The sequence below is a fragment of the Exiguobacterium sp. PFWT01 genome (genome assembly GCF_018255795.1).
Taxonomy (GTDB): Bacteria; Bacillota; Bacilli; order Exiguobacteriales; family Exiguobacteriaceae; genus Exiguobacterium.
The window spans coordinates 2,119,222-2,143,485 of record NZ_CP073755.1 but is presented as its reverse complement, the minus strand read 5'-3'; the positions used below and the strand labels follow the sequence as shown (position 1 = coordinate 2,143,485).

Below are 24,264 nucleotides of genomic sequence, written 5' to 3'. Positions count from 1 at the left end.
TTCCATATAGAACAATTCGATACGGAACGATAAAGGAGTGAATGAGGATGACCGAGACAAATACAAATCGAGCACGGGAGATGATGCAATCATTTTGGCGTGTGCAACGTGTCCTGATTCGTCTCATGCATCAGACGGCGCAACAAAACGATCTTACATTGCCTCAACTTCACGGTCTGATGATGTTGAATGAACAGGGTGCGATTACGCAAAAAGAATTGGTTCAGCGAACGAGAATGCCAAAGAGCACGTTGAGTCAATCGTTAGATGGTCTCGTGGAGAAGGGTTTGATTCGTCGGGATATCAACCCGGATAATCGGCGAGAGGTTGTGTTGACGATTGACCAATCGGGCAAACGTTTGATTGAAGAGATTGAGCAACAAGAAGAAGGGACGGAATATCAATTGAATCAAATTTTGTCTCGTCTCGATGAGGATACGTATCATCATATGCTTACAGCCCATCAACATATTGCGGATGGATTGAATGAAGGATTCACAGATTGTGAAGGAGTGTGTCGACATGATTAAGTTATTGAAACGTCTCGTTACTTATAAATGGGCTGTTCTGATGGTTTTATTGTTTGTGTTCGCGCAGTCGTTAGCAGATTTATTTTTACCGACGTTGATGGCGGACATTATCGATAATGGAGTCGTGACGGGTGATACCGGCTACATTTGGCGAATGGGCGGAATCATGCTAGGTGTCACGGGACTTGGAGCCCTTGCTGCCGTTGTAGCCAGCTTTTATTCTTCAAAGGCGGCGATGGGATTTGGTCGTGATTTACGAAGACGCGTGTTTAACCACGTCGAGCGCTTCTCACTTGAAGAGTTCGATCGTGTCGGGACGGCTTCACTCATCACCCGAACGACGAACGACATCACGCAAGTACAGCAAGTCATCATTATGATGCTACGGATGGTCGTGAGTGCGCCAATCATGTTTGTCGGCGGATTGATCATGGCGACCTCGAAGGATGCGACGTTGTCTCTTGTCATTGTTGCCGCCATGCCGGTACTCGTCCTCTCGATTTTCCTCATTTTTTGGAAGGCGATGCCGTTGTTTAAAAAGGTACAGAAGCGATTGGATCGACTCAATCTTGTTCTCCGAGAAAATTTGACGGGCATACGTGTCATTCGGGCATTTAACCGTGAAAAAGAAGAACAGGTTCGATTGACAGAGGCGAATGAACGGTTGACGGACGTCTCAATCAAAGTGAACCAAATCATGGCGTTCCTCATGCCGATCATGATGCTCGTGATGAACTTGACCGTCGTCGGTGTCATTTGGTTCGGAGGTATTCGGATTGATAACGGTGCGATGCAAATCGGAGATTTAATGGCGTTCATTCAATACGTCATGCAAATCATGTTCGCACTCGTCATGGCCTCAGTCATGTTCATCATGGTTCCTCGGGCTTCAGTGTCTGCCAACCGGATCAACGAGGTACTCGAGATGGAACCCTCATTGATTGATGACGGGACAAAGACTGCGGACATTGAGCAAGGGACACTCGTATTTGATCACGTGACTTTCTATTATCCGGGTGCTGAAGAACCAGCGCTATCCGATGTGAGTTTTTCAGCGAATCCAGGTGAGGTCACAGCGGTGATTGGAGGTACGGGGTCTGGTAAATCGACACTCGTCAATTTGATTCCAAGATTTTACGACGTGACGTCTGGGACAATTCGTGTGAACGGTGTCGATGTTCAAGCGGTCCCACAAGAGGCACTTCGCTCGAAGATTGGATTCGTTCCTCAAAAAGCGTTGCTCTTCACAGGTACGATCGCGGAGAACATTCGATATGGGAAGGCCGATGCAACAGCGGAAGAGGTCGCTCATGCCGCCTCCATCGCGCAGGCGAATGACTTTATCGAGAAAATGCCAGACCAATATGAGGCTGTGATCGAACAAGGTGGGTCAAACGTGTCAGGTGGTCAAAAACAACGTCTGTCGATTGCGCGAGCACTCGTTCGAAAACCGGATTTATATGTGTTCGACGATAGTTTCTCGGCACTTGACTTTAAAACGGATGCCGCCCTTCGCAAAGCATTGAAGGAGGAGACGAAAGATGCTACGGTACTGATTGTTGCGCAACGTGTCAGTACGATCATGGACGCCGATCGAATCATCGTTCTAGAAGAAGGGGCCGTTGCAGGAATCGGGACACATGAGGAATTATTTGCGACGAATGCGGTCTATCAAGAAATCGTGAAATCGCAATTGTCTGAGGAGGAAATCGCATGAGTGAGAAACAAGCAAACACGCGACAAACTCATGGGGGACACGGTGGTCCAGGAGGTCCGGGCGGTGGAAATATGATGATGATGGGCGAAAAGCCAAAAGCATTCAAAGTCACGTTCCGTCGTCTACTTGCCTATTTGAAACCACGTCGAAACACATTGATTGCTGTGTTCGTCGCGGCGATTTTAAGTACGATCTTTATGATTGCCGGTCCGAAAATCATGGGGATTGCCATCACCGAACTGTTTGAAGGGGCGTATGCGAAATTTACAGGAGTACCGGGCGCGGAGATTGATTTCACGAGAATCGGACAAATTTTGTCGCTCCTCGCCGGTCTTTACGTCATCAGTAGTCTATTCAACTACGTACAACAATATTTGATGTCCGGTGTTGCCCAAAAAACGGTATATGATTTGCGCGAAGACGTGAACAAAAAGTTAGAACGACTTCCGCTCAAATATTATGACGGACGCTCGAACGGGGAGACATTGAGCCGGGTGACGAACGACATCGACTTGATTGGGAGTACGCTTCAACAGAGCGTCACGTCTTTCATTACTTCCATCGTCACCATCATTGGGATTTTGATTATGATGCTGTCCATCAGTCCTCTGTTGACGGTCATCTCTCTTGTGTCCCTTCCGCTCACCATCTTTGCGATTCGTCCGATTTTGAAACGGTCGCAACAATACTTTTCCGATCAACAGCGTCACCTCGGGCGACTGAACGGTCATGTGGAAGAGATGTATACAGGTCATGCGGTCGTCAAAGCATTTGGTCGTGAAGAGACAGCCGTTCGCGAGTTTGACGATGTGAATGAGGAACTTTACGATGCAGGACGAAGAGCGCAATTTATTTCTGGGATCATCATGCCGATGACGATGTTCATCGGGAACATCAGCTATGTGTTGATTAGTGTCGTCGGCGGTATTTTGGTCACGCAGCGCAGCATCTCTATCGGGGATATTCAGGCGTTTATCACCTATACACGTCAGTTCACCCAACCGATCACCCAAACGGCGAATATCGCGAACATCGTGCAATCGACGGTTGCCGCGGCGGAACGTGTATTTGAACTTCTAGATGAAGAAGAAGAAGTGAAAGATGTGACGACCTATCAATTAGAACGTGCCGAAGGAAATGTCACGTTCCGTCATGTCGACTTCGGATACGGTGACGACCTACTCATTCAAGATATGAACCTCGATGTGTTGACTGGTCAAACCGTGGCCATCGTCGGTCCAACAGGCGCTGGCAAAACGACATTGATTAATCTCCTCATGCGCTTCTATGAGTTGAACGGGGGAGAGATTTTAATCGATGGAAAAGACTCTCGTAAAATGTCGAGACAAGATTTACGCCATACGTTCGGAATGGTCTTACAAGACACATGGCTCTTTAATGGAACGATTCGCGACAATATCGCCTATGGGAAAACAGGTGCGACGGAGACGGAAATCGTCAACGCGGCGAAAACGGCGCACGCGGATGCATTCATTCGAACGTTGCCAGACGGATACGACACCGTGTTGAATGAAGAGGCCAATAACATTTCGCAAGGGCAAAAACAATTACTGACGATCGCGCGAGCGGTTCTCGCAAATCCACCGATTATGATTTTGGACGAAGCGACGTCGAGTGTGGATACGCGTACTGAGATTTTGATTCAACAAGCGATGAAGCGGTTGATGAATGGGCGGACGAGTTTCGTCATCGCTCACCGGTTATCGACGATCAAAGATGCAGACTTGATTTTGGTCATGGACCAAGGACGAGTCATTGAGCAAGGAACGCATGAATCGCTTCTTGAAGCGGGTGGTTTTTATGAAGAACTTTACAATAGTCAGTTCGCTGAAAAAGAAGTTGTATAATTGGAATACAGGTTTTAGGGCAATTGGATTAGGCAAAAGACGTACGAAGATGAGTTTCGTACGTCTTTTTATTTTGTGTAACAATTACAAATCCGTTAAAATAAAAAAATGGGATAAAAAATGGAGGAACAATTATGGTTAAAATCTTACTTGCGGAAGACGAAGAAGTACTACGCATGCTCGTTATGGATACATTAGAAGATGAAGGGTATGATATCGACGAGGCACAAGATGGGATTGAGGCCTATCGATTGATTGAAGAGAACGATTATGATTTGGTCATTGTGGACCATATGATGCCCGGCATGACAGGGCTTGAGGTGATTGAAAAAGTACGGAAGTTACCAGGGCGACAAGAGACGAAAGTGATGATGTTGACGGCGAAAAGCCAACAATCTGACCGTGATTGCGCGAACGAGATTGGTGTCGACTACTTCATTTCTAAACCGTTCAGCCCACTTGAACTCGTCAAAATTATAGGAGGCATCGTGAAGTGAAAAGGTGGTTTAAACAAAAACTTGGACGCGACATCATGGTCGTCCTCTATTCGTTCCTCGTCATTGCGTTGGTCGGATCGGCATTGACATATGTCTACATCGAGAACCGCTTAGAGGCGAATGAGGCGAGATTACGTCAGTTAGACGAACGCGTTAACCGTTTGACTACGCTTTGGGATGAGTGGCAGGCTGACCAATATGATACAAGAGGCTATCTCTTATTTGGCGATACGGCATCGCTCGAACGTTCAAGTGCGAATGAGGCGAAGTTTCAACAGGAAATCAATTGGTTCAAAACACAAGTCCAGACGCGCCAAGGTGAGCTGTTCGCAGAAGATCTTCAACAGTTCCACGATTTTTACTATGATGTGATCATTCCGGTGACGTATGAGTACGCACAAGCCCAACAGGATGGTGAGATCACAGAGACGTTTATCGATGCCGAAACGATTGCCGAGTTGCCGACTGCTCAGCGTCTGATCGATCAAGGGCTTGTCCAATTTAATCCGCAACGCGGAATCGACATTCTCGGACCCATTGATGAGGTAGAGTCTGCGCTTGGAGAATATCGTAAATTAATGGCATCTGAAAAAGAGAAAGTCTATACAGAGTGGCGTCAAAACAACAATATGCTTCAATTCTTGTGGATTATGAGCATCGCCTCATTCGCCGCATTGATCTTATTGTTTGTTCAGCCGTTCTTACGCCGTCAAACACGTTTGATTTCGCGACTTTCCATCGCATCGAACCGCTTGTTAAAAGGGGAAATCGTTGATTTGAGCGATCAGATGAAACGGGAAGATGAGATTGGGACGATGTCTCGATCGTTCCATAAGATGGCTGAAACACTTCGTGATAATGAACGACACTTGATTGAAAAAAACCATGAGTTGCAAGCACAACAAGAAGAATTGATTGCACAACAAGAAGAGTTGCAGGCACAGCAACAAGAGCTAGAAGAAATTCTAGAACAGACACAACAGAACGAACAACATCTCGCGTATCGAAATGAATTGACGGAGACGTTGGCATCACGCGATTCGCTTACGGCCTATCCGGAAATCATCGAGAAACTGGTCACGATTACAGATTCAGAGGTCGGTGCACTCGTCTTTGTGGATGAAGCGGGCACGTATCGTGTGACGAGCCATGGCTTGAACGACACGTTGTCTCGTCAGTTGCTCGATAGCGAAAATTCTGTATTGACGCGCGCGATGACATTGAAGACGACGGTACATTCGTCGAAACAAGTCGCAAGCGACCATCCGCTCCCGTATCCGTACTATATGTTTGAGACGGCGGTACCAGTCCATGACCCTACAGATGATTCAATCATCGCGTTCATCTATCTGGTCCGATACAAAGATCGCTTCACCCAAACACAGATGGGCGACATCATGTCATTTGCTCGTCAACTCTCACTTTCTCTCTTACGGATGCGTCTATTTGAAGAGATGAAGCGTGAGAAAGGCAAGACAGAGCGAATTCTCGATTCAATTCGAGAAGCGGTCGTCTACATCGACCATTCGACGAATGATGTGTTCGTCAACCGTCCACTCTATGAGATGTTCCCTGAGTTAAGTGACGTCAGTTCACAGGACCTCGAAGAAGAAACGTGGGAAGAATGGCGGAATCGCCTTGTTGAAACGGTCGATCAGGCGGAGGACTTTACGAAGTATACGAATCGCCTGTTCACCGAAGATTTCCCACATGACAGTGTCAGCTTCTCTATTCGTAAAGGCGAAATGAACTTGCAGATGTATGCGGAACGCATCATTGTCGGTGGTCTATCGAAAGGTACGCTTCTCGTCTTCCGTGATATCACGAGTGAAACAGAGGCGGAGCGATTGAAGAGTGAGTTTATCTCAACGATTTCGCATGAATTACGTACACCGCTCTCGTCCATCTATGGATTCACGGAACTGATGGTCAAGAAACAGTTGCCGAATGAAAAACAAGCTAAATACTTGGAGACCATTCACTCCGAGACGGAACGCTTGACGCATCTCGTCAACGACTTCCTCGATGTGCAGCGAATGGAATCTGGTAGTCAAATGTATGACCGGGAACAGCTTGATATCGAACCGGTCGTCCGAGACATGTTGACGTTCTATGAGGCATCGTCGTTAAAACATGAATTCGAATTGATTGCGGATGATGCACGTCCATATGAATTATTCGTCGATTGCCAGAAGTTCAAACAGTTGATGAGTAATCTATTGTCGAACGCTGTGAAGTATTCTCCACGGGGTGGAAAAATCACGGTCGAACTTGCGCATCACGAGCAAATCGTGTCCATTAAAGTGAAGGACGAGGGAATCGGGATTCCAAGCGACGCGCTCGATCGCTTATTCGATAAGTTTTATCGTGTCGACAACTCCGACAGTCGTGAAATCGGCGGTACGGGGCTCGGATTACCGATTTGTCAAGAAATCGTCCGTGGTCACAACGGTCAGATCCATGTGGAATCGATTCAGCATGAGGGCTCGACGTTCATCGTTGAAATTCCAAGCTATGAGTATGCTGTCCAAGAGACAGAGACGACTCCTGTATAATATATGTGCCATCCCTTGAGGATGGCTCATTTTTTTAGGAAATCGTTCGCTTGACCAATCGGGAGAGAGTTCGTGTACAATGAAGACTGTACAACATCATAAAGGGGGGCATTAGAATGCCACTGATTGCATTCTTGCACACGCACGTCACGAGCTGGATTTTGTTACTTATTTTGTTTGCCGTGGCCTACATCGGTTATAAGAACGGCAACAAGAGTGGGAAAATCGCACATATGGCGTTTCGACTCATGTTACTTATCGCATTCGGAACAGGACTTTATCTCTACCTTCAGTTGAATGGTGGTGGGACGTTCTATCACGTGAAAATCACGGTCGGTTTATTGACATTGATCTTCGGTGAGATGACGCTCGTCAAAGTCAAAAAGAAAAAACCGTCGAACGGACTATTTGGCGGATTTATCGTCTTGGCACTCATTACGATTTTCATCGGCTATGCATTGCCTTACGGACAATCTTTCTTCAACAGCTTTATTCAATAAGACGTTCCCACTTCGCACACCGAAGTGGGAATTTTTTGTTTGTACACAAATTATTAGGGGAAAATAAAAAAATCAGTAATTATGACGATGAGGTGAAACGATGGATCAGCAGATGATGGAATGGACACGAGTTTTACACGCACGAAAATGGATGAAACAAACAGAATCATTTTTACCCCTATGGCACGGCTATATCGGGTATAAGTTTGGACTATTCGATGCGCTTCAAGGTGGCGCGAGCATGGCGGAGATGAATTTACGTCTAAAGCGCCCATTGACACAACTTGCACTAGAGCGTTGGTTAGAAGTCGGGGTCGCCGTCCGTCATTTGAAGAAGAGAGGTTGGCGCTACTATCCGACGCGTGGATTAAAATATCAATTATCCGGTAACGATGAACGGAGCATCGGGTTCATGCTTCAAGAGATGATGGAGCTTCATATCCCTGCGTTAATCGCTTATCCGGAATTTTTAGAGTCTGGGAAGCAAAAGACGTTTGATGGGGCTGAACACGGTCAAGTCGTCGCGAAGACGTCGACACTCGTCGAAACGGTCGCATTTCCGATTGTGCAACAACTTTTACGACAGGCAAATGTCGAATCGATGCTCGATATTGGATGTGGGCACGGCGGCTACTTACGTAAATTACAAGCGCTCGAACCGAGTTGGGAACTGACGGGCATTGATTTAGAGGAAGAGGTGATCGAAGAGGCACGATCACGAGACGAGAGTGGTGACATTCATTTCGAAGTCGCCGACTTCATGAACTGGGAAACAGACGAGCAATTCGATGCGGTGATGATGAACAATATGCTGTATTATTTCTCGCCGGAAGAGCGGGTCAAGTTGCTTGAGAGACTACGGGAACGATTAGAAGAGAAGGGTGTCGCCATTCTCGTGACGCCGCTCGCCGAAACAGCGCTCGGTGGACGATTCGCTTCCGCGTTCAATGCATTCATGACACTCCACGATAACCTGTACCCGCTTCCGACCATTCCACAATTGCGCCGGCAGATGCAAGAAGTCGGTTTTGAACAAATCCGCTTCATCCCATTCATCCCGGAAGGTTCTTGGTATATCGTCATCGCCGAGCGAGGGAAGACGAATCTGCTCAATCAACCGATTCAAAATTGAACTTGTCTCCCGTCATTCCTATAATGATAGAGAAGCATAAGAGACTATTCACATAGGGAGTTGTTGAGTGTGTCGAAACAAAGAGTTGCCGTTATTGGGGCAGGACCCGGTGGATTGGCTGCTGCGATGCTACTGGCGCATCGTGGGGTAGACGTCACCGTATTTGAGAAACAACCGTTTGTAGGCGGCAGAACGTCACGCTTAGAAGTAGGCGAGTTTGCGTTCGACCGAGGACCTACGTTTTTGAATATGCCGTATATTTTAGAAGAAATTTTTGAAGAGACGGGACGTAATCTGCATGATTATGTCGAGATGAAACAACTGGAGCCGATGTATGATTTGTACTTTGACCGTGGGACGCGTCAACTCTCGATGACAACAGATCGTGATCAGATGTATCGTGCCATCGAAGAACAATTTCCTGGGAATGGGGAAGGCTACGAACGGTTCATGAGTGAGCAGGCGATCAAACTGTCTAAATTGATGCCTGTGCTTCAGACCGCACATGACAAGCTCACCGACTATGTCTCGTTGCGCGTACTTAAGGCGCTACCGTTTCTCTCAATCGGTAAATCGCTTTATGACGTCTTGTCCGAGTACTTCACGAGCGAAGAGCTGAAGTATGCGTTCACGTTCCAGGCCAAATATTTAGGGATGTCCGCTTGGGAATGTCCGGGTGGATTCTCCATCTTATCTTACATGGAACACGCCTACGGAGTGCATCACCCGATCGGCGGAGTGAACCAGCTGTGTCATGCGATGGCGAAAGTGATTGAAGAAGAGGGAGGCGTCATTCGTTTAGGCGAACCGGTAGAACGTCTTCTCATGGATGATCAGAACGTGACGGGTCTCGTGTCCGGAAGTGTCCATTATGCGTTTGATGAAGTCGTGATTGGTGCGGACTTCGCACATGCGATGACGTCGCTCGTTCCAGACGGTAAACTATCGAAGTGGAGTCCGACTCAACTCAAGAAGAAGCGTTACTCGTGCTCGACATTCATGCTTTATCTCGGACTCGATCACGTCTACGAGGATGTGGCGCATCACTCGATTCACTTCGCGGACGATTATGAATTGAATGTTAAAGAGATGACACAAGAGTTGAAATTGAGTGAGGACTTCTCGTTTTATGTACAGAATGCCTCACGTATCGACCCGACACTTGCGCCTCCTGGCAAGTCATCGCTTTATGTTCTCGTACCGGTACCGAACAATTTATCTGGCCTTCCATGGGAGACGTTACAAGCGACCATGACAGAGCGCGTTCTTGATGCGCTTGAGACACGTTCCCCGTATCGGAACATTCGTCAACACATCGAGGTGATGGAAGCATTGACACCTGAGGACTGGGAAGCGTTTGGTGTATATGAAGGTGCAACGTTCAATCTAGGGCACAACTTATCGCAGATGATGTACTTCCGTCCGCACAACCAATTCGAAGAGCTCGACAACGTCTGGCTCGTCGGAGGTGGGACCCACCCAGGAAGTGGGCTTCCAACCATCTTTGAATCAGCACGGATCACGACGAACCTTTTGCGTGACCGGGCAGGTGTCGGCCGATGAATATTAGCTTTGTCGGGGCAGGGGTCGGTACATTATATGCCGCTCTTTTATTGACGAAACGCAATCCGTCACTTCAACTCACGATTTATGAGAAAGAGGCACGGGTTGGTGGACGCTTGAACTACGTTGAATTCGATAATGGGGCGAAAGTCGATGAAGGTCCGACAATCGTCTTATTGCCGAGTAAACTGAAGCAACAACTGATGAAAGCAGGGTTACCGGAAAATGAAGTGGAGTTGATTGAAGTCAATCCGCTTTATCGCTTGCGGTATCAAGACGGGACATCGTTCTTTAAATATCGAGAAATCGAGAAACAGGCGGAAGAAATCGAACGAGCTTTCGGTGAAGGAGATGCTTTCCGTCAGTACATGTCCCAAAAGAAAGAAGAGTATCGGATTGGCTTCGATACGTTTTTAGATCGAAGCTATGCCTCGAAGACGGAGTTGTTCGAGCCTAAACTGCTTCTCCTTCTCATGCGGTTAAAAGCATATGAGACGGCTCATGCGAACATGAAACGCTTCTTTAAAGACGAGCGTTTACGTGTCGCCTATAGTTTGCAGACCCTCTATATCGGTGGAAATCCTTATGCCACGCCTTCTTTATATGGACTCATCCCTTATCGTGAACAAGAAGAAGGAGTCTGGTATGTAAAAGGAGGATATTTCTCGCTAGCGACGAAAATGGAACAAGAGTTGAAGCGTCGAGGGGTTCGTTTCGTGATGAACGCTACCGTCAATCGTGTCCATGTCGAGGACGGGGTGGCCAATGGCATCACGGTCAATGACGAATATGTACCGTATGATGCCGTCGTCGTGAACGGTGATTTTCCACTCATGGAGCGACTGATTGATGGTGTGACGCCAAAGACGTATGAACCGTCGAGCGGTACGTTGCTTCTATACTTCACCGTCGACGGCGAACTCGACTTACCGGTTCATCAATTCGATTTGCCGAATGATTTTGAAGGATCGATGCGTACGATCTTCGAGGATGGTAAACTAAGTGAGTATCCAGCGATGTACACCTTTAATCCATCGCGAATGGATGCGACCCTTGCGCCAGAAGGAACGAGCGTATTATATGTTCTTGTCCCGGTTCCGCGAAAATTGGAGCGGGAAGATTTTGAGTCACAGGGGACAATCGAACATCTATTAGGAAGAATCGAGGCATTCATACCTGATTTTCGTGAACGTGTCATCGAGATGAAAGTCCGGACACCGATGGATGCTGAGCGATTCGGATTGTTCGAGGGAGGAAGTTTTGGGATTGCACCAAAGTTATCCCAGTCAGCCGCCTTCAAACCACAGGCGAGACCCTTCCCGAAAATCGAACGTCTTTATGCGGTGGGTGCATCCGTCCATCCATGTGGTGGCGTACCCATCGTCATGATTGGGTCACAATTACTTGTGAAAAAAATGGAAGAAGAAATGGGGGCAATGCATCGTGACGACACAAGAAGCGTATCGTCAATGTGAGGAAATCATGAAGAAGGGCTCGTTGACCTTTTATCGGGCCTTCTCTTTGCTCTCAAAACCAGACCGTCAAGCGGTCATGGCCGTATATACGTTCTGTCGCACTCTCGATGATGCGGTCGATGAATCAGACCGTCCAGAAGAGAGTTTGGCAGCGTTTTTGCATGACTTCGACCGCTTTTTAGCGGGTTCCGATCAAGATGAAGCATTATGGGTTGCCCTTCGTGATGTATGGAAACGCTATGACATGGACGTCGAACCATTCTTTGAGTTGGCGGAAGGGATGAAATGGGACTTACATAAGTCGCGGTATGAGACGCTCGAAGAGACCGAGCAGTATAGCTATTATGCAGCGAGTACGGTCGGCCTGATGCTCCTCCCGATCCTTGTCCCAAATCAGGACGAAGCGACGACACGTCAGCTAAGACAAGGCGCCATCGACCTTGGCATTGCGATGCAGCTGACCAATATTTTACGAGATGTCGGTGAAGATTTGAATCGAGACCGTATCTATTTACCACGTACGATGATGCGTCAGTACGGTGTGAGTGAAGAAATGTTACAACAACGAGAAGTGACCCCTGTCTTTATCGATCTATGGGAGGCGTTGGCGAATCGAGCAGAGTTCTTGTATGCACGGGCACGGGAAACCCATCATCTGTACCCACTCGCGAGTCGAAAGCCGGTACAAGCAGCAGCTCTTCTCTATGAAGGGATCCTTGATGCGGCCCGTGCGAATCGACATGACGTCTTCACGAAGCGGGCATACGTATCGACCTTACAAAAAGGAAAGTTGTTAGCAAAACTATAAGCAATCTGATTCCCTGTAGACGCTCGATGGCGTCTACAGTTTTTTGTACGCAAAAAAAACCACTTTTGGCGGGGGACCAAAAGTGGCGTAAGCGTTATGTGATTCATTCATCGGGGAAACGAATGAATCGGTTTGTGATGAAGCCCTAAAGATGTGCCGGGATTCATGGGGAATGAATCAGTTGGGACATCTTCGTCGACACAGGATGCTTGATGGACTAAGGGGGAACATCATACGCAAGCTGTCTCAACTACGGGATACGAGTGGGGAAACTCGCTCATCACTTTTTCTCGGGTGTGACAAGTTCAAAACGCGATGAGGCTCGGGGAAGCCATTCGATCGCTACAGGTGTAACAAACGTTACAGAACTGCTTGAACTCGAATATGATATTATCACGTCTTTCAATTGTCGACAAGTGTCGAAACTCGCGTTCACAAAATGTTCATATTGTCAGAGGTATGTCCTCTAACATCGATCGTGCAGCGAATTGTCCTGAAAGCGTCACCATCGGACTGCCACCGCCAGGATGAGTCGAACCACCAGCAAACCAGATGTTCGATACGTCTGTCGACCGCGGTGCAGGACGGAAAAACGCTCCTTTTTTCGAATTGGCCGATGTGCCATAAAGTGCGCCATAATACGCATAAAAATCGCGAGTCAAATCTTGTGGGGTCACCCGTTTATGGTAAAGCACCTCTTTTTCTTCCCAATCCACACCGAACATACGTAATCGTCTGCGAATCAAATGCTCATACGTATCTGCATCAATGTCGGTCAGATGTGCCGGCGCATTGACGAGGATGAACAGGTTGTCTCCTGCCTCGCCCATCGACGGATCGGTTGCGGATGAATTCGAAATATAGATTGTCGGCTCGTCCGCATACCGCTCTTCTTGGAAGAGTGCTTGGAATTCCCGTTCATAGTCGTCTGAGAAATAGACGTTATGGTGTGCCAGGTTCAATCGTTTGGACAATCCGACCATCATGACGAATGCGGAAATGGAAGGTTCGACGGTGTCGCGTGTCGGGACTGGGAAAGATGGACGGTCCTTCGCGTCGACGAGTCGTGGGTATTGCGTCAAAAGTTCACCGTTGAGAAGAACGGCATCACACGAGATGACTTCCTGGTCATCGACGACGACCTCATGTGCTTTTCCGTTCAACACATCAATCTTTGTCACTTCATGACCGAGACGGAACGTCACGCCGAGTTCGCTCGCCCGTTTGGCGAACCCTTTTGCGATATTCCAGTTTCCGCCTTTCGCAAAATAGACGCCTTCATTCAATTCCAAATGTGCGATGAGGGCGAACGTGCCTGGTGTCACGTATGGGCTGCTGCCAATGTACGTCGCATAGCGGTCGAGCGCCTGAATGATGCGCGGGTCCTTAAAATATTTCTTGTGAAGGGCGTGCAAACTTTGAAGTGGATGTACTTTGACCATGTCCGCCCAAAGACCGGGATCCAACTTTGTGTCCATTTGTGTGAAGAAACGCTTATTCGCAATCTCGAACAGCTTTTCCGCTTCATCAAGATAGGCGCGCATCTGATTGTGTTTCAACTGGTCACCGGTCAAACGCCGTACTTCGACCTCAAGCTTTGCCCGGTCTGCACTGAACGTGAAGGATGAGCCGTCTGAGTAGTGGTTGACGGTATGTTGATCGAGCTTGATTAACTCAAAATAGTCATCCGGATTGGCCCCACTATTTCGAATGACTGAACGAAATACGTCCGGCATCGTGATCGTATTCGGACCGAAGTCGAACCGGTGACCGTCAGTGATGATGGGCATGAGTTTGCCACCGACATGTTCATTCTTTTCAATGACCGTGACGTCATACCCTCGTGCTGCGAGTGTGACGGCGGCGCTGAGTCCACCGAGTCCAGCTCCAATCACTACGATTTGTTTCATAAAATTGTCCCCCTTTAGACGTCTGCTTAGGAATAGTGACGACCTTTCCACGTGATGGGCAACCGTCTCCATTTACGAATGACGGCGTTCCCGAGTAAGGTCAAGTAAGCGATTAAACTGAGTGGATGGTACCATGTACCGGCCCCATTTGATTTCAGATCGACAGCGAGACGCGCGAGGAGCACGAAAAGCGCTGCGCTGATCGTCTGCCAACTCGGTGAAAAGATCCAAGCGAGCATAGCCGTCAACTGGATGCCGTAATATGTCATGAAGTACAAGGCGAGTCCTACTGATTCATTCATTCCCTTGAATACGTTCTTTGAAAACCCGGTCCACACTTCTTCATTCGTTTCATACATGTCGCAGGAGATGAACGGGGAGACTTGTACGAGTGACGTGACTTTTTGATGACGTTTGAACGTTCGACATAGATCGATATCATCAATCAACGACGTTCGAATGGCAGCATGCCCGCCGACTTCCTCGTAGCTGCGCCGCTCGACGAGTACGTTCATGCCATTTGCCGCGGCAAATGCGGGGTGTTTCACTTTACGCCAAAACAAAGGCAGATGTTGAGCGATGAGCACGTGTTGCATCGGAATCAACAATTTCCCGAGAAATGTGGACGTCGGAAATTGAGGGAAGCCTGATAAAAAAACGGCCTGCTCTCGAGCGAGCGTGGCATGCATGCGGGCGATAAAGCTCGAATCGATCGTGACGTCCGCATCTAAAAAGAGCAAGTACGGTTCAGTCGTACGTGAGGCGAGTTGATGACAGGCATGAACTTTCCCGGCCCAGTCATGAGGCAAAGGAACGCCTGGGATGACGCTAAATCGGGTATCGTTACCGATTGCGCGATTCAATTTTTCATATGTATCATCCTCGGAGCGGTCCTCGTAGATATAGACATGAGTCCCATCTGGTATCGCCTGCTTTAAATTTGAAATCAGTCGATCGACGTGACGCGACTCATTGCGCATCGGGATGCAGACCGCTGTCGCCGGTGTGCGTCCTGGTTCGGCGAGCGGTCTCAAGAACAAAAGATTGATCAGGGTAAAGATAAACATCGAGAGGGTGAGCATCCATAAGATCATGAGCGTCCCCTCCCGAGTCGGAACATCGTTTCTGTCCATTCAGCAAGATTTCGACGTGGTCGAAAGAGTGGGATATAGGCATCAGACCGAACGATGGCGTCTTGTCGCACATCGTCATAGAGCGCTTCAAGTGCTTGCGCGATTTCCTGCTTTTGAGCTCGTCGTGTCGTCGATATCACGACTATTGTTCGAAAGCGGACATATACGAGGGGTTCCGCATGGTTCTCAAACGAATAATACATGGCGCATAACTGGACGGGCCGATCGTTCAGTAACAACGTCGCGCCCGACTCGATTTCGACAGGTCGAAGTTCTTGCGGCATCTCTTGTCCTTGAGGGAACATCCAGACGGATTTCCCGGACGTGAGCAATTCATTCGCATAAGCCAGGGAGGCCCGTACATCGGAGAGACTACCTTTTTTCACCGAAAAGGCACCGAGGTGTCGAAAGAACGGGAAGCGACGTAGTCCGTCCTCGTCCATCAACACATGAAGATCGTGCCGTAAAAAATGTTCATTGATCATATACATGATGAGACCGTCCCACCACGCGCTATGTGTACTTAAAAATAATCCGGGAGTCGGAACGTCGTCCGTTCGAATATAAATGTTATGGAACGTGGGACGTATCTGACGTTCTCGCACGAACGTCGAGAACAGGTTATTGAACCATTTCTTTTTGTGTGACTCGATCATCGCGCCCTCTCCTTTCAAGTAGAATCACTCCGGATGTGAGGATGCTGAGGAGCCCGATGCCATAGAGACCGGCATTGACAGCCGTGACACCGAAGAGCGCGTGAAGCATGACGAACAAATAGACGCCGTGCTGGATGAACAAGGAGTCAACAGCTCGTTCGTGACGCTGTAACAACCATGAGAAAATAAGGGATAACCCGAACCAACCGATAAAGTTTTGTGTCGGGATATCATAATATAAGCCGTCATTCGCCCATTCCCAGTATCCTTTCACGTTTGCCGCCACCGGATCGATTGCCATATCGAGCCACACGGCGAGAATTGGGACGAGCCATAAAATATTGTGGCGGAATGGGAAGAGACGGGCCACGGCAAAACTAGATCCAATCACGGCAAGCCACGCCGCACCGATAGTGACAGGGACTCCAAACACTGTCGGACCGAACGCCTCAGCGTAGACGTATTCGCTGAACGGGAACCCTGTTTTCACACCGAGAGTCTCGACGGCGATTGAACCGAAGAAAATAAACGGAACAATCCAAGCACCTTGCCGGATCCCTTGATAAAGAATCGTGCCGCCAATCGCGCCGGCTAGCCATAAAAAGACGGGGTTTGCCCATTCTAGCCAAGGCGGAAGCAGGTCGAATCCAACTAAAATCACCCCAATGAAATACCAAACAATAAACCATTTCCAAATAAACGGATACACTTTCATTCCATCACCTCTTCTTTCATTCTAAAGCTCATCGAAGTCTTCGTCTAACAAATGCATGTATAAAAAAGAGCCTCGCTGAACGAGACTCTCAATTGGCCATCCGTTTCCGTCTTTTCACGAACGAGAAGGCGATGAATAAGACATAGAACGGGACGGCGATGAACCAAAACGTCGGCCATTCTTTCCAACGGGCGAACATCATATACGTCACATAGACGAGGCTGATGGTAATGATGAACGAGTGACGTGGCAATGGTACATCTTTAAAACTCGGGATGCGAACACGGCTGACCATCAACAGGGCGAGCCCCGTGAAGAAAATCGGTGTCAATAGTTCGCTGACGCGGTCGCCGAACGTCGTGATGACAGCGAGAAGTCCCCCGGCGGCCGTAATCGGGACACCAGAGAAGTAACTCGCTGCAACGTTTGTCGCGGATAAATTGAAGCGAGCCAGGCGATATGCGCCGAATAACGGGAAGAGTGCCGCAAAAAACAATCCATAATTGCCGTAATCAATAAAGAAGGTGTAATAAGCGAGCATCGCCGGTGCGACCCCGAACGTGACGATGTCAGCCAGTGAGTCCAATTCCTTTCCGAAATCCCCAGCGACCCCGAGCATACGGGCGAGGCGCCCGTCCAAACTGTCGAGCATCATCGCGATGATGATCAACAATGTGGCGTTCGAGAAGTCACCACGAGCGGCGTAGACGATGGCGATGACACCACAAAATAAATTTCCGAACGTAAAGGAGTTTGGGACCCACGAACGGATGCGTTCTTTCCACATAATTTTGCCCCCAGTAAGGTCATTGGCTGAACCAGTGACCGTTTGTAAATTGTAGTAAATCTTCAGGTGTTAATTCGATTTGATAGCCACGTTTCCCGGCAGAGATGGTAATCGTTTCTCTGTCTTGAGCTGCTTCGTGCAGATATACGGGGAACGACTTCTTCGCCCCAATCGGCGAGACCCCCCCTCGAATATAACCGGTCAATGTCTCGAGCTCTTTCATCGGGACTGGCGATGCTTTCTTCGCCCCCCATGCTTTTGCGGCTGCTTTTAAATCGATGTCACGCTCTCCAGAGATGAGAAAGAAGGCATATTGCTTTTTCTCGTTCATGAGGCAAATCGTTTTATACAGTTCGTCGAGCGGTTTATTCAATGTCATCGCCACATGTTTGGCCGAGACATCGGTTTCATCCACTTCGTACGTATGATAAGTGAACGGAATCTTCTTCTGTTTCAGTTGCCGAGCGGCATTTGTCAGTTGCATCTGACTCATCCTTTCGTGACCGACTCCTTTTAGAATAGCAAATCAACCAACTTCCCGGCAATTGAACTTCAAAAAACTTTTCAGTAAAGGAAGGAGTTTGAAGCAATGATGAAGAAATGAACAGTGATTCATTTTGAAGGGGGAATGGAAGTGGAGACGATTCAATTGACGACACACAATGGGGTAGGGTGGTTGAAACTGAACCGACCTGAAAAGCTGAACGCGTTGAACGAGACGTTGCTTCGTGAAATGAAAACGGCAATCGACACATTTGAACAGGACGACGCCGTTCGCGTCATCGTCCTTGTCGGTGAGGGACGAGCGTTCTCATCCGGACAAGATTTAACGATTGAGAGCGATGCGGACTATGGGGAATATCTAGAAGACGTGTATCATCCACTCGTACGTGCACTTTTCTCGAGTCGTAAACCGCTCATCGCAGGGATTCACGGTGTCGTGGCTGGAGCAGGACTCAGCTTGGCACTCGCGGCAGACGTTCGAATCGTCGCCAAGTCGACGAAGTTCAGCTCGGCATTTATTAAAATCGGATTGGTCGCGGATGCGGGCGGTCCATATCACCTGCGTCGACTCATGCGCGACGACCTTGCGTTAGATTGGCTCTGGAGTGGCAGTACGATTGACTCGGAGGCGGCGCGTACATTCGGGCTCGTCACCGAGCTCGTGGAAGATGCGATGTATACGGAGCGATTGACTTCATATGCGGAGACACTCGCTGCGAAATCACCGGTCGCTGTTCAAGGGATGAAGGCGCTCATGCGAGCCGCTTCATTTGAGGATGGATTGAATGAAGAAATCAAATGGCAACGGAAGTGTGGGGACACGGACGTACACCGCCAAGCGATGCAGGCATTCTTGATGAAATGAAAAAAGCGGCCGCGGCCGCTTTTTTACGTGGTTGATTTTGCTTCGAACTGGAAGCCCTTTTGTTGCCACGTCCCGTATTTCCAACGACGGAACGCGAAGAATCCGCGGAACCACTCATCGAGGGAGAAGGCGAGCCAAATCCCAAGGATGCCGAGCCCCATTTGAAGACCGAACAAGTAGCTGAACGCCACGGCGACACCCCACATCGAGGCGATCCCAATCATGACCGGGAAGCGGACGTCCCCGACAGACTTCAATGACCCCATCAAGACGATGTTCATGGCGCGACCCGGCTCTAAAATGAGCGTCGCCCATAAGATGGGCACACCGACCGCGATGATGTCAGGGTTTGACGTGAAGAGACCGAGTAGCGATTCGCTGAACACCGCTAAACCGAGAGAGGCGACGAACGAAGCGAACATGGCAATCTTCAAGGTCTTGACGGCACGATGATAGGCTTCTTTAAAACGTTTCCCTCCAATATCCCGTGCAATCAAAAGCTGGGTCCCTTGCGCGACGGCGACGGTGAACAAGAAGGCAAGCATCGACAAGTTCATCACGTACACGCGAGCAGCGAGGGAAGCTTCGCCCATCGTCGCGATAAATCCAGTGATGATAATCTGTGAAGCTTGATACGACAAGTTCTCCCCGGCAGAAGGGACACCGATTTGAAGGAGCGACTGGATGTCATCTTTCTTCGGACGAATCACTTCTTTTAACGGGAAGCGAATCATGAGTTTCCGTTTGACGAGCCAGAACAAGAGAACCATAGCGGCGAATCGTGCAATCACGATGGCCCAGGCGACACCGGCAACACCTGTGACCGGAAGTCCAAACCAGCCGGTAACGGCAAAAATGGCACCGACAGCGGTGATGATATCAATCAGAAGCGTCGCGAGCATGGCGTGTTTCGTCATCCCGTGACTCCGGAGGATCGAACTGAGCGCCATGATGAGCGCTTCGGTGAATAACGACAAGCCGACGATTTGCAGGAACAACAACCCGTGCGCAAACAGTTCATCCGATAGACCGAACAGGCGTAAGAACGTTTCGCCGAACAAGAAGATGACGACGACCATGATCGCACCGAGCCACATGTTCAAACTGACGGCGGAGCGGGCGAAGTCACGACTCTTCTTCATGCGTCCAGCCCCGATGGCCTGACCAATCAAAATGGTCGCCCCGACAGACGTCACACTAAAGACAATCAAGAACACGTTTAAGATTTGGTTGGCAACCCCGACGGCCGAAGCGGCAGCGTCTGAGTAGTGAGCGAGCATCAATGTGGCGATGATCCCGGTTCCCATATGGAGGGCAAGTTCGATGAAAATCGGCCACGACAGTTTGAACAGGGTCAGCTGTTCCGTTTGTTTCGTCTGCATGTAGTGTATTCTCCCTTTTCTCTATAATTCTTTCTGTTAACTATTTGTTTTGTAAAAATGTCAAAGGTCATCTTACTCCTTATGAAATGAAAAAGAAAGGGGTTTGCTAAATTATTTTCAACAAAAAAATCACCCGAAGAAATCAGGTGATTTTCGAATTTATTTCAATTTCAGAATAGCAGCACTGAATGGCGCCAGTTCGATTTCGAGTGAGTCAAGGTCACGGTCATGCAAGAGGTCCGTGGCTGCTCCTGTATAACCGAGCGGATTCAGTTTCGAAACAGAGTCTGAGTTGTTGAAGTAAACCAAGTATGTCTCATCTTTCGTACACCGTTCGATGATGACCGCATTGTTCGCATCGTCGACCAGGTTGAAGCGATACGAGCCGGCATTGGCGAGCACAGGGTGGTCCTTACGAAGCTGGATGAGCTTTTGGATGTAGCGGAAGAGGTTACGGTCTTCTTCGGCTTCATCCCACGGCATACAGCGACGGCAACCCGGGTCTTGTTCGCCTTCGAGTCCAATTTCGTCCCCATAGTAAATACATGGGCTACCCGTATACGTCAGCATCGACGTCATCAAGAGTTTGAACTTGCCTTTATGTCCTTTCGCCCGTGTCAACGCACGCGGTGTGTCGTGCGAATCGATCAAGTTGAAGGTGACTTCGTTGACGTTCATCGTGTTCATCATCTCGACACGCGTCAGTTCGTTACGGAACTCCGAAGCGGTCGTCCGGTCGAGGGCGAAGTAGTTCAAGCTCGCATTCGTGAACGGGTAGTTCATGACGGCATCGAACTGGTCACCTTGTAGCCAAGGCTGTGCGTCGTGCCAAATCTCCCCGAGGATGTAGGCTTCTGGATTCGCTTGCTTAACTGCCTTACGGAAGTCACGCCAGAACGCATGGTCCACTTCGTTAGCGACGTCAAGACGCCATCCGTCGATGCCGAATTCTTCGACCCAGTAACGGGCGACATCCAATAAGTAAGCTTTTAATTCGGGATGCTCTGTATTGATCTTCGGCATGTTCTTTTCGAATGCGAAGGTGTCATAGTTCGGCTTCGGCTCTGTCGCAATCGGGAATTCGCGAAGATAGAACCAATCGCGATACTCAGAAGACGGTCCGTTCTCGACGACGTCTTGGAACCATGGGTGATGATATCCGACATGGTTGAAGACCGCATCGAGCATGACTTTGATGCCGTTCTCGTGCAAGAGGTCGACCATCTCTTTAAATTTCTCTTTCGTCCCGAACTGTGGATCGATTTCCATGTAGTCGAGCGTATCGTACTTATGGTTTGTTGTCGCTTTAAAGATTGGGCAGAAGTAGATGCCGGTGATCCCGAGTTCGACTAAATGATCGATATGGTCGATCACTCCTTGGAAGTCGCCACCAAAAAAGTTTGTCGTCGTCGGCTCTGTCGAGTTCCATGGGAGCGTCTCTTCAGGATTGAGCGAAGCATCGCCATTGGCGAAACGGTCCGGGAAGATTTGATACCAGACCGTATCCTTCACCCAAGAAGGCGCATGGAAGATATCGATTGGGTTGATGAATGGGACACAGAAGTAGTAACCCGTATCATCGAGCGGCTTCTCTTCGAACCATCCTTTTTCGGTATAAACGGCCGTCTCTTGTCCATCATTCAAACGGAAGCCGTAACGTAGACGTCGGAACGGCGGTTTGATGGAGATGAACCAATAGTCGTAGGCGTCATCAAACCCAATCTTCTCCATTGGAGTCTCGTATGTACGCCAATAGCTCGGCTTATCCGGATCGAAGTTCCACATGGCTGGGTCTTCAGCATGCCAATCATAAGGGTCGTTCCAAATCAAATCGACAGATTCGATATCGCCTCGCTTCGTATGGAAACGAATGTGGATCGTCTCGCGATCATATTTGTAGACGAACGGGGACATGGCACGATGATAAATCGCTTCTTTCATCATAAGGAAAACATTCCTTTCTTTATAGGGGATGACATCATTTTACAACATCGGGAATCCATGAGAACAGATGTTGCGAAAACGTTTGCTCAAGCAAAGGTTAATAAAGCGTTTACATTTTGTCAATTGCTGAAACGCATAAAAAGTGAAGATTTAAGAACAAACATTTGAAAATTACATAAATGGGTCAACAGACGTAAAAAAAGTGTAAAAAAAGACTTGTAAAACGCTTTCACAACTGTATAATAAAAATTGAGGTGAGGATGCAAACGTTTTCACTACCGTGTCAATTTCGTAGCGGAGTTTTAAAATTGACGTGGTCGTGCGATTGCGCAAATCTGACCATACTATTTCCTTGGGGAGGTTTTTCATCATGAAGATGAAAAAAATGGTAGCAGGACTTTCAACAGCAGTATTCGCATTCGGTGCACTTGCTGCATGTGGTGGCGGAACGGACAACGGATCTTCTAACGAAGGTGGTTCTTCAAGCGAGAACAAACCTGAAAAGATCGTTATCTGGGAAGACATCGAAAAGTCTGAAACAACGAAAGAAGTTGCGAAGGCGTTCGAAGAAGAGCATGGCGTAAAAGTTGAAGTTGTCGAAGTACAGATGACAGACCAAAAAGACAAGCTTGCGCTTGACGGTCCAGCTGGAAAAGGTCCAGACATCGTGCTCGTACCACACGACCAGATCGGTACAATCGCAGACCAAGGTCACTTGGCTCCAATCGCTGACGAAGGATCGCTTGACGCGTTCACAGACGCTGCGAAATCAGCTGTCATGTTCGATGGCCAAGCTTACGGATATCCAAAATCAGTTGAGACACCAGTTCTCATGTATAACAAAGACTTGATGGCTGAAGCTCCAGCATCTATGGACGACCTTTACAAGTTGTCAAACGATGTGAAAGCTGACGGACAGTACGGATTCCTCGGACTTTGGGATAACTTCTACTTCGCACACGGTGTTGTCGCTGGATTCGGCGGATACGTGTTCAAAGAAGACGGTGGCGCACTCGACCCAGCCGATATCGGTTTGAACAACGAAGGCGCAGTTGAAGGATTCGAATACATCGGTAAATGGTACGAAGAAGGCCTCTTCCCTAAAGGATTGATCGGAGAGTCTGGCGGCCAAGCGATGGACCAACTTTTCACTGAGAAGAAAGCTCACTCAGTCATGAACGGACCATGGGCTGTAGCTGGTTACACAGATGCAGGCGTGAACCTCGGAGCGGCTCCAATGCCAACACTTCCGAATGGTGAGCCAATCAAGACGTTCATGGGTGTGAAAACATATGCCCTTTCAGCTTACACAGAAAACCAAGAGTGGGCTGAAATGTTCCTTCAAGAGTTGACGAATGAAGAAAACGCATTGGCAATGTTTGAAGCATACAACGAGATCCCACCAGTAGCAGCACTCGAGTCGAACGAGACAATCACGTCGAACGAAGTTGCGAAAGCGGTATTCGACCAAGCCACAAACGCAATCCCAATGCCGAACATTCCTGAAATGGGACAAGTTTGGGAGCCAATGGCTCAAGCGCTTCAGCTTGTAGCAACTGGTAAACAAGATGCACAAAAATCTGCAGATGATGCAGTGAAAGTCATCGAACAACAAATCCAAGCGAACAACCAATAAGGAATTGAGATGACGGGGTACGCCACATGGCGTTCCCCATCATTTTCTAGCATTGAGCAAACGTTTGCTTGATTGATTTGCTCAAAT

Annotated in this window: 20 protein-coding genes; 12 read left to right on the top strand and 8 right to left on the bottom strand. The window is 48.5% G+C overall.

Going from position 1 to position 24,264, the window contains the following annotated elements:
• Nucleotides 1-47: 47 nt before the first annotated feature.
• The 10 genes from KD909_RS11040 (at nucleotide 48) to KD909_RS10995 (ending at nucleotide 12,645) form a co-directional block, all read left to right on the top strand.
• Nucleotides 48-530 carry a MarR family winged helix-turn-helix transcriptional regulator gene (locus tag KD909_RS11040; RefSeq protein WP_211781594.1) on the top strand — a complete coding sequence of 161 codons (483 nt, stop codon included), beginning with the start codon at nucleotides 48-50 and terminating at the stop codon, nucleotides 528-530.
• Nucleotides 523-2,247, top strand: coding sequence for an ABC transporter ATP-binding protein (locus KD909_RS11035; RefSeq protein WP_211781593.1), 1,725 nt, complete (start codon nucleotides 523-525; stop codon nucleotides 2,245-2,247). Before KD909_RS11040 ends, KD909_RS11035 begins: the two co-directional genes overlap by 8 nt.
• Entirely contained in the window at nucleotides 2,244-4,115 is a 1,872-nt protein-coding gene (locus tag KD909_RS11030; protein ID WP_305826677.1) for an ABC transporter ATP-binding protein, read from the top strand. Before KD909_RS11035 ends, KD909_RS11030 begins: the two co-directional genes overlap by 4 nt.
• Before the next feature lie 134 nt (nucleotides 4,116-4,249).
• On the top strand, nucleotides 4,250-4,612 hold the full coding sequence (locus KD909_RS11025) for a response regulator (RefSeq protein ID WP_211781592.1): 363 nt from the start codon (nucleotides 4,250-4,252) through the stop codon (nucleotides 4,610-4,612).
• Nucleotides 4,609-7,167 carry a sensor histidine kinase gene (locus KD909_RS11020; RefSeq protein ID WP_211781591.1) on the top strand — a complete coding sequence of 853 codons (2,559 nt, stop codon included), beginning with the start codon at nucleotides 4,609-4,611 and terminating at the stop codon, nucleotides 7,165-7,167. Before KD909_RS11025 ends, KD909_RS11020 begins: the two co-directional genes overlap by 4 nt.
• Nucleotides 7,168-7,283: 116 nt before the next feature.
• Nucleotides 7,284-7,667 (top strand): YisL family protein, encoded by a 384-nt coding sequence (locus KD909_RS11015; protein WP_015880968.1) that lies wholly within the window; start codon nucleotides 7,284-7,286, stop codon nucleotides 7,665-7,667.
• Nucleotides 7,668-7,767: 100 nt separating this feature from the next.
• Nucleotides 7,768-8,799 (top strand): class I SAM-dependent methyltransferase, encoded by a 1,032-nt coding sequence (locus KD909_RS11010; protein ID WP_211781590.1) that lies wholly within the window; start codon nucleotides 7,768-7,770, stop codon nucleotides 8,797-8,799.
• A gap of 69 nt (nucleotides 8,800-8,868) precedes the next feature.
• Nucleotides 8,869-10,362 (top strand): phytoene desaturase family protein, encoded by a 1,494-nt coding sequence (locus KD909_RS11005; RefSeq protein WP_211781589.1) that lies wholly within the window; start codon nucleotides 8,869-8,871, stop codon nucleotides 10,360-10,362.
• On the top strand, nucleotides 10,359-11,837 hold the full coding sequence (locus KD909_RS11000) for a phytoene desaturase family protein (protein WP_211781588.1): 1,479 nt from the start codon (nucleotides 10,359-10,361) through the stop codon (nucleotides 11,835-11,837). Before KD909_RS11005 ends, KD909_RS11000 begins: the two co-directional genes overlap by 4 nt.
• Nucleotides 11,806-12,645 (top strand): phytoene/squalene synthase family protein, encoded by an 840-nt coding sequence (locus KD909_RS10995; RefSeq protein WP_211781587.1) that lies wholly within the window; start codon nucleotides 11,806-11,808, stop codon nucleotides 12,643-12,645. The genes KD909_RS11000 and KD909_RS10995 overlap by 32 nt, the downstream gene beginning before the upstream one ends.
• Nucleotides 12,646-13,088: 443 nt before the next feature.
• Here KD909_RS10995 and KD909_RS10990 read toward each other — a convergent pair whose 3' ends face one another.
• The 6 genes from KD909_RS10990 to ybaK form a co-directional block, all read right to left on the bottom strand.
• Entirely contained in the window at nucleotides 13,089-14,555 is a 1,467-nt protein-coding gene (locus KD909_RS10990) for a phytoene desaturase family protein (RefSeq protein WP_211781586.1), read from the bottom strand.
• A gap of 26 nt (nucleotides 14,556-14,581) precedes the next feature.
• Nucleotides 14,582-15,649, bottom strand: a complete 1,068-nt coding sequence (locus KD909_RS10985; protein ID WP_211781585.1) for a glycosyltransferase family 2 protein — start codon at nucleotides 15,647-15,649, stop codon at nucleotides 14,582-14,584.
• Nucleotides 15,646-16,344, bottom strand: coding sequence for a lysophospholipid acyltransferase family protein (locus KD909_RS10980; RefSeq protein WP_211781584.1), 699 nt, complete (start codon nucleotides 16,342-16,344; stop codon nucleotides 15,646-15,648). The genes KD909_RS10985 and KD909_RS10980 overlap by 4 nt, the downstream gene beginning before the upstream one ends.
• The gene (locus tag KD909_RS10975; protein WP_211781583.1) at nucleotides 16,310-17,059 is read right to left on the bottom strand and encodes a carotenoid biosynthesis protein; all 750 of its coding nucleotides are present in this window, start codon (nucleotides 17,057-17,059) and stop codon (nucleotides 16,310-16,312) included. The genes KD909_RS10980 and KD909_RS10975 overlap by 35 nt, the downstream gene beginning before the upstream one ends.
• An 88-nt stretch (nucleotides 17,060-17,147) precedes the next feature.
• The gene (pssA, locus tag KD909_RS10970) at nucleotides 17,148-17,846 is read right to left on the bottom strand and encodes a CDP-diacylglycerol--serine O-phosphatidyltransferase (RefSeq protein WP_211781582.1); all 699 of its coding nucleotides are present in this window, start codon (nucleotides 17,844-17,846) and stop codon (nucleotides 17,148-17,150) included.
• Nucleotides 17,847-17,865: 19 nt separating this feature from the next.
• The gene (gene ybaK / locus KD909_RS10965; protein ID WP_015880978.1) at nucleotides 17,866-18,330 is read right to left on the bottom strand and encodes a Cys-tRNA(Pro) deacylase; all 465 of its coding nucleotides are present in this window, start codon (nucleotides 18,328-18,330) and stop codon (nucleotides 17,866-17,868) included.
• A 144-nt stretch (nucleotides 18,331-18,474) separates the two neighbouring features.
• Here ybaK and KD909_RS10960 point away from each other — a divergent pair, with 144 nt between their 5' ends.
• Nucleotides 18,475-19,215: an enoyl-CoA hydratase/isomerase family protein gene (locus KD909_RS10960; RefSeq protein WP_249199111.1), complete on the top strand. Its 741-nt coding sequence runs from the start codon at nucleotides 18,475-18,477 to the stop codon at nucleotides 19,213-19,215.
• Between the two features lie 23 nt (nucleotides 19,216-19,238).
• On the opposite strand, the gene KD909_RS10955 is transcribed toward KD909_RS10960, so the two are convergent.
• Both KD909_RS10955 and KD909_RS10950 read right to left on the bottom strand, forming a co-directional pair.
• Entirely contained in the window at nucleotides 19,239-20,597 is a 1,359-nt protein-coding gene (locus KD909_RS10955) for an MATE family efflux transporter (RefSeq protein ID WP_211781580.1), read from the bottom strand.
• A gap of 159 nt (nucleotides 20,598-20,756) precedes the next feature.
• Nucleotides 20,757-22,541, bottom strand: a complete 1,785-nt coding sequence (locus tag KD909_RS10950; protein ID WP_211781579.1) for a glycoside hydrolase family 13 protein — start codon at nucleotides 22,539-22,541, stop codon at nucleotides 20,757-20,759.
• 370 nt (nucleotides 22,542-22,911) lie between these two features.
• Here KD909_RS10950 and KD909_RS10945 point away from each other — a divergent pair, with 370 nt between their 5' ends.
• Nucleotides 22,912-24,177, top strand: coding sequence for an extracellular solute-binding protein (locus tag KD909_RS10945; RefSeq protein ID WP_211781578.1), 1,266 nt, complete (start codon nucleotides 22,912-22,914; stop codon nucleotides 24,175-24,177).
• Nucleotides 24,178-24,264 lie beyond the last annotated feature (87 nt).

What these genes read in the sequence shown, in the direction of transcription:
- ybaK (WP_015880978.1), bottom strand. Translation starts at nt 18,330, where the DNA reads ATGCAACTGACAAATGCCGCTCGGCAACTGAAACAGAAGAAGATTCCG.
- KD909_RS11035 (WP_211781593.1), top strand. Translation starts at nt 523, where the DNA reads ATGATTAAGTTATTGAAACGTCTCGTTACTTATAAATGGGCTGTTCTG.
- KD909_RS10960 (WP_249199111.1), top strand. Translation starts at nt 18,475, where the DNA reads ATGGAAGTGGAGACGATTCAATTGACGACACACAATGGGGTAGGGTGG.
- KD909_RS10975 (WP_211781583.1), bottom strand. Translation starts at nt 17,059, where the DNA reads ATGAAAGTGTATCCGTTTATTTGGAAATGGTTTATTGTTTGGTATTTC.
- KD909_RS10990 (WP_211781586.1), bottom strand. Translation starts at nt 14,555, where the DNA reads ATGAAACAAATCGTAGTGATTGGAGCTGGACTCGGTGGACTCAGCGCC.
- pssA (WP_211781582.1), bottom strand. Translation starts at nt 17,846, where the DNA reads ATGTGGAAAGAACGCATCCGTTCGTGGGTCCCAAACTCCTTTACGTTC.
- KD909_RS11015 (WP_015880968.1), top strand. Translation starts at nt 7,284, where the DNA reads ATGCCACTGATTGCATTCTTGCACACGCACGTCACGAGCTGGATTTTG.
- KD909_RS11010 (WP_211781590.1), top strand. Translation starts at nt 7,768, where the DNA reads ATGGATCAGCAGATGATGGAATGGACACGAGTTTTACACGCACGAAAA.
- KD909_RS10955 (WP_211781580.1), bottom strand. Translation starts at nt 20,597, where the DNA reads ATGCAGACGAAACAAACGGAACAGCTGACCCTGTTCAAACTGTCGTGG.
- KD909_RS10945 (WP_211781578.1), top strand. Translation starts at nt 22,912, where the DNA reads ATGAAGATGAAAAAAATGGTAGCAGGACTTTCAACAGCAGTATTCGCA.
- KD909_RS10950 (WP_211781579.1), bottom strand. Translation starts at nt 22,541, where the DNA reads ATGATGAAAGAAGCGATTTATCATCGTGCCATGTCCCCGTTCGTCTAC.
- KD909_RS11000 (WP_211781588.1), top strand. Translation starts at nt 10,359, where the DNA reads ATGAATATTAGCTTTGTCGGGGCAGGGGTCGGTACATTATATGCCGCT.
- KD909_RS11025 (WP_211781592.1), top strand. Translation starts at nt 4,250, where the DNA reads ATGGTTAAAATCTTACTTGCGGAAGACGAAGAAGTACTACGCATGCTC.
- KD909_RS11040 (WP_211781594.1), top strand. Translation starts at nt 48, where the DNA reads ATGACCGAGACAAATACAAATCGAGCACGGGAGATGATGCAATCATTT.
- KD909_RS10985 (WP_211781585.1), bottom strand. Translation starts at nt 15,649, where the DNA reads ATGATCTTATGGATGCTCACCCTCTCGATGTTTATCTTTACCCTGATC.
- KD909_RS10980 (WP_211781584.1), bottom strand. Translation starts at nt 16,344, where the DNA reads ATGATCGAGTCACACAAAAAGAAATGGTTCAATAACCTGTTCTCGACG.
- KD909_RS11030 (WP_305826677.1), top strand. Translation starts at nt 2,244, where the DNA reads ATGAGTGAGAAACAAGCAAACACGCGACAAACTCATGGGGGACACGGT.